The organism is Colwellia sp. MB02u-14, from assembly GCF_014076915.1.
GTDB lineage: Bacteria > Pseudomonadota > Gammaproteobacteria > Enterobacterales > Alteromonadaceae > Colwellia_A.
Map to the genome: position 1 here is coordinate 1 of NZ_JACGUX010000055.1, position 4,400 is coordinate 4,400.

Here is a 4,400-nt window from a genome sequence, read left to right on the forward strand (position 1 = left end):
CGTGCTAGAGAAGAAAAGCTCATTAAAGCGCTAGAACACCAAATAAAGAAAACAGAGCTAGAGACAAAGGCTGCAGACTCGGCTGCAAAACAAGCACTTACTAAAGCTAATGCAGCAGAAAAAATACGCAAGAAAAAAGAAGAAGAACAAAAAGTGGCTGAGAAAGCCGCGGCCGACGCAAAAGCTAAACGTTTGAAAGAAGAGAGAGCGGCAAAAAAAGCTGAAGACTTACGTAAGAAAAAAGCGGCAGATCGCAAGCGTAAAGAACAAGAAGTTAAAGAGCGAGCACAACGACAAAAGATGATAGAGCAACAAATGGCGGAAGAAATGGCGGTTAGACAACAAGCACGTCATCAACAAACGATGACAGAAGTTGGTCGATTTACTGCCTTAATACGTCAAACCATTCAAGGAAATTTAATGACGGACCGCAGTACTATGGAAGGTAAGTCTTGTAAATTAACCATAAGTCTTGCACCATCAGGTTTTGTGACAAATGTTGTGATAGGTAAGGGGGATAAGGTAGTTTGTAGTGCTTCAAAAACAGCTATTTATAAAGCAGGGACATTACCTGTTTCGAAAGACCCAGAAGTCTTTAAAAAGATGCGCACGATTAGTCTAACTGTAGTACCTGAATTTTAATCGTAATGGCTTATATTTAATAAAAACAACCCATGACTGAGAAAATAGTAAATATATGAATAAATTTAAAGTAGCATTCATTTTCTTTATCGTACTGATATCAAATAGTGCATTTGCAACGCTTGAAATTGTGATCACCGAGGGAATTGATAGTGCCAGACCTATCGCTGTCTTGCCTTTTAAGTGGACAGGTGCAGAGCCACTTCCTGAAAATATTTCGAGTATCATTAGTGAAGACTTATTACGTAGTGGTAAATTTAACCCTATAAAAAGTGATCGTTTTCCTCAAAGCCCTTATTCAGATCAAGAGATTGACTATTCCGCATGGGCGAACGAGGGGGTAGAAGCTGTCGTTGTTGGGAATATAAATCAAATAGGTCTTGGTCGTTACAAAATTAGTTACCAACTTGTGGATGTTATTCGTGGACAGATCACGGGTGGGCAATCACAAATGCTAAGTAATGGAGAATTAGTTAAAACCTCTGATCATGTCTATGCCGAAGGTGCATTCGAAATTAGTGCAAATCAATTTCGTCGTTACGGGCATCATATCAGTAATGTTATTTATGAAAAATTAACAGGAAGTAAAGGCGCATTCCTAACAAAAATTGCTTACGTTATCGTTCGAGATAAAGGGGAGTTTCCTTTTCAATTGGTTATGGCTGATTATGATGGTGTTAATGAACATGTTTTATTAAGTTCTAAAGAACCTTTAATGTCGCCATCATGGCACCCAAGTGGTAATCAATTAGCGTATTCAACATTTGAGAATAACCAACAAAAAATATATATTATAGATATTTATACAGGTATGCGCACGATGATTAGTGACTCTAAAGGTATAAATAGTGCGCCACGTTGGTCACCCGATGGTAAAAAAATTGCGATGATGTTATCAAAAGATGGCAACTCTGAACTCTATATAATGGAAATTGCAACTAAAAAGTTACGTCGGATCACACGTCACCGTGCCATTGACGCAGAGCCAAGTTGGAGTCCTGATGGAAAATCCTTGGTATTTAGTTCAGAACGGGGTGGTAAACCTCAGCTTTATCGCGTAAATTTAGTCGATGGTCGAGTAAAACGACTAACATTTGATGGTGAAATGAACCTTGGCGGTTCGATTACACCAGACGGTCGACAGTTAATTATGGTGAATAGAACGCGAGGAAATTATCATTTGGCAAAACAGGAATTAACGTCAGGGATTTTTCAAGTACTGACCAAAACACGTTTAGATGAGTCACCGAGTATTGCTCCTAATGGTGGCATGATAATCTACAGTACATTACACAATAACAGGCAAGTGCTTAGTTTAGTTTCTGTAGATGGAAGATTTAAAGCGCGTTTACCCGCGGTTGATGGTGAAGTTAAAGCACCTGCTTGGTCACCATTTTTGTAAAAAATTAAACATTAATTTAAAACATAACTTTAGAATAATAAGGACAAATATAATGCGTTTGAATAAAACTGTGAAAGCTCTTGCGATTGTTTTGCCAATTTTGGCTTTATCTGCTTGTAGTTCAAATTCAGAAACTGATGAACAAAGCAACGTCGCTACTAATGCTCAAGAATCTTCAGTAACTGATAATACTACCAGTGCTGATGTTCAAGTAAGTGCGGTACAACGTGCTGCTGAAATTGAAGAACAGCAACGTCAAGAATTAGAAAAACTTCGTGCAGAGCACATTGTTTATTTTGATTTTGATACCTCTACAGTGAGTCGCGATTTTTCGGCTATTCTAGACGCACATGCTAAATTTTTAAATAATAGCGCAAACACTAAGGTACTTGTTGAAGGTCATGCCGATGAACGCGGTACACCTGAATACAACATTGCCTTAGGTGAGCGTCGCGCGAAAGCCGTAGTGACTTACTTAGAAAACATGGGTGTTTCATCTATGCAGTTAAGTGTTGTTAGTTATGGTGAAGAAAAGCCGATGATTAAAGATCGCAGTGATAATGCATTCGCCAAAAACCGTCGTGCGGTATTAGTTTACTAATCAGGGATATAAATGAAACTGAATAAAGTTTTATTCGGGATGTCCTTTGCTGTTACTACCTTTGCGGTAGTAGCGGCAGAATCTGCTCCCGTTATCGATATAACCAAGTCCGGTTCAAATAATAATAACCCTTTGCAATATGCCTCAGCGCCACCACAAACTATTGCCGAGCAGTTAACTAACCTTGAACGTAAACTTGATGCTCGTAATCGCGCCCAAGTTAATGTACAACGTCAACTTGACGAACTTCAAAATGAAGTGAATGAACTACGTGGTGTTACCGAGCTACATACTCATCAGTTAAGCCAAGTTTTGAATCGACAGCGAGAGTTGTACCAAGAACTTGACCGTAGGGTAACAGAAGCATTAAAACTTGAAAATAACGTTCCTGCGGCGATTACAGCCCCAGCAACATCAATTTCAGATGTTTCTATAAATTACTCAACTAATTTAACTGAAAATCAAGCTTATGATCGTGCTGTAAATTTAGTATTAAAAGATAAGCAATACGACAAAGCCATACCTGAATTCCAAGCGTTTAACCAAAATTTCCCAAATTCTAGCTACGCACCTAATGCACATTATTGGTTGGGGCAGTTATTATTTAATAAAACTGAATATCTACAAGCAAAAAATGAATTTAATTTAGTGGTTGAACAATATATTGATTCAAATAAGCGAAGTGACGCAATGTTAAAGTTAGCAATGGTTGAACAAAAGCTAAATAACAGCGCAGCAGCAAAAATTTGGTATCAAAAAATAATCACTCAATACCCAGAATCAAGTGCTGCACAACTTGCAAAACCTAGGTTAGAAAATTTATAACCTATAAAAGCGACGACAAGTTACACGAACTGCTTTTTTTTTATGCAAACAGTCAGTTATTAAGAAATAAGTTGAATTTATGGTTGCACTAAAAAAATTAATGAGTATTATATGCGTCGCGTTGAGGCACTACTGCAACGCAGTGTGAATTAGCACTTATGTCGGCCGTTAGCTCAGTTGGTAGAGCAGTTGGCTTTTAACCAATTTGTCGAAGGTTCAAATCCTTCACGGCCGACCACTTCTTTATAATGAATTTTTATAAAGAAAAAGAAGTACCTTGTAAGAATCGAAATTTATTTCGAAAAAGAAATTATGGCGGCCGTTAGCTCAGTTGGTAGAGCAGTTGGCTTTTAACCAATTTGTCGAAGGTTCAAATCCTTCACGGCCGACCAATTTCTTTCTCATTACAAGTATAATGTAATTTTATTTTGCATTCGTTGATGACCAACATCAACATTAAAATCTATATGTCGGCCGTTAGCTCAGTTGGTAGAGCAGTTGGCTTTTAACCAATTTGTCGAAGGTTCAAATCCTTCACGGCCGACCACTTCTTATAATATTCAAATAATACAATCATATTAAAGCAAAGGCTTTTAACCGTGTATTTTGAAGCTTTATATCTTTTGTTAACGACCACTTTCTTTTATTATAAGTATAATGCAATTTAATTGTGCATTCGTTGATGACCAACATCAACATTAAAATCTATATGTCGGCCGTTAGCTCAGTTGGTAGAGCAGTTGGCTTTTAACCAATTTGTCGAAGGTTCAAATCCTTCACGGCCGACCACTTCTTGAATATTTTGATAGTCAGTTCATATTAAAGCCAAGGCTTTTAACCGTTAAACCGTTTATCTCGAAGGTTCAAATTCTTCACGGACGACCACTTCTTGAATATTTTGATAGTCAGTTCATATTAAAGCCAAGGCTT

Annotated in this window: 4 protein-coding genes and 4 tRNA genes; all 8 read left to right on the plus strand. The window is 37.6% G+C overall.

The window, feature by feature from the left end:
• On the plus strand, positions 1 to 642 hold a 642-nt coding region (gene tolA / locus H4J52_RS04640), incomplete at its 5' end, for a cell envelope integrity protein TolA (RefSeq protein WP_182224284.1).
• 55 nt (positions 643 to 697) lie between these two features.
• A complete protein-coding gene (gene tolB / locus H4J52_RS04645; protein ID WP_182178792.1) occupies positions 698 to 2,044 on the plus strand; it encodes a Tol-Pal system beta propeller repeat protein TolB in 1,347 nt (448 codons plus the stop codon).
• A gap of 52 nt (positions 2,045 to 2,096) precedes the next feature.
• Complete coding sequence (gene pal / locus H4J52_RS04650; protein WP_182178794.1) at positions 2,097 to 2,645, plus strand: peptidoglycan-associated lipoprotein Pal; 549 nt, start codon at positions 2,097 to 2,099, stop codon at positions 2,643 to 2,645.
• A gap of 12 nt (positions 2,646 to 2,657) precedes the next feature.
• A complete protein-coding gene (gene ybgF / locus H4J52_RS04655) occupies positions 2,658 to 3,470 on the plus strand; it encodes a tol-pal system protein YbgF (RefSeq protein ID WP_182178796.1) in 813 nt (270 codons plus the stop codon).
• A gap of 162 nt (positions 3,471 to 3,632) precedes the next feature.
• Positions 3,633 to 3,708, plus strand: a tRNA-Lys gene (locus H4J52_RS04660).
• 78 nt (positions 3,709 to 3,786) lie between these two features.
• Positions 3,787 to 3,862, plus strand: a tRNA-Lys gene (locus H4J52_RS04665).
• Positions 3,863 to 3,941: 79 nt separating this feature from the next.
• Positions 3,942 to 4,017, plus strand: a tRNA-Lys gene (locus tag H4J52_RS04670).
• Positions 4,018 to 4,183: 166 nt separating this feature from the next.
• A tRNA-Lys gene (locus tag H4J52_RS04675) sits at positions 4,184 to 4,259 on the plus strand.
• Positions 4,260 to 4,400 lie beyond the last annotated feature (141 nt).

What these genes read in the sequence shown, in the direction of transcription:
- tolB (WP_182178792.1), top strand. Translation starts at nt 698, where the DNA reads ATGAATAAATTTAAAGTAGCATTCATTTTCTTTATCGTACTGATATCA.
- pal (WP_182178794.1), top strand. Translation starts at nt 2,097, where the DNA reads ATGCGTTTGAATAAAACTGTGAAAGCTCTTGCGATTGTTTTGCCAATT.
- ybgF (WP_182178796.1), top strand. Translation starts at nt 2,658, where the DNA reads ATGAAACTGAATAAAGTTTTATTCGGGATGTCCTTTGCTGTTACTACC.